This is a genomic window from Corynebacterium sp. ES2730-CONJ, from assembly GCF_024834055.1.
In the GTDB taxonomy this organism is placed as follows: domain Bacteria; phylum Actinomycetota; class Actinomycetes; order Mycobacteriales; family Mycobacteriaceae; genus Corynebacterium.
The window spans coordinates 1-915 of sequence record NZ_JANUXZ010000011.1 but is presented as its reverse complement, the minus strand read 5'-3'; the positions used below and the strand labels follow the sequence as shown (position 1 = coordinate 915).

The window sequence follows — 915 nt, the reverse complement described above, 5'->3', positions numbered from 1 at the left end:
CGCTTCAACGATGCCGCTAGCACCTGCCAACACTCACACGACAAACTCATCGACCTCATCAACCTCAGCGGAGTCCCATGGCCATGATCACCTTCAACCCCACCACCACACAACAAGTAACCAACATCCTCGAAAGCATCATCGCAAGGAATGAATCCTTCAGCAAACGCCTGCTCGAACACCCCCTCGCTGACAGGCTCGGAGGGTTTTCCACCATCAACGCCCTTAACCAACTCGCCCAAGAATACAGCGAAATCAGCGCCCACCGAGACGGCGGCGCGGCAAGAACACTGCAAGAAATCCTCGCCCAAATCCAATGGAGCAACGAGAACTTTACAACCGGCTGCCAGAAAATACTCTTCACTGATGAAGACCTCGCCCAATCACTGGCAACAGCCATCGGCACATCCGCCCCCGCCCTCTACCCCACCATCAACCACACGTTCAGCACGCTCCCAGAAGCAATAGCGAACGTTCCTTACCCACAGCGCCCTGATAGAAACTACCAAGACTTCACCTACACCGAACCAACAGCTGCACGCGAAGCATCCCTATCATCGCTACTGAGTGGACTCAACGCGACGAAAACACACGACGCCAACACCCTACCCGACATGTGGAGAGGCTATAGCAAAGCGTGCCTAGAAACCGCAGATAGACTCATGCGAATTGCGTCTTTGATTGAGTCTGAGAACCAAGGGGAATTCTTCGACGCCGCAGTACACACCATCACAGAACTAGCCGAAACCTCCCGCACCATCGCCAGCAACAGCGAAACTATGGCATCAGCTGCTGAAAAGGTAGGAGCGATCGCGCCACGAATCACACCAGAAGTCGACGCAGCGATCACCGCAATCGAACAACTACGCAAACGCGGCGCTGAACAAGCAGCCGCCGCCCGCGCAGCAGACGACC

General features: G+C 55.4%; 1 protein-coding gene. It reads left to right on the top strand.

Translation table 11 applies throughout. The features are described from left to right. Positions 1-77: 77 nt before the first annotated feature. On the top strand, positions 78-915 hold an 838-nt coding region (locus NXS13_RS09320), incomplete at its 3' end, for a hypothetical protein (protein WP_259289666.1).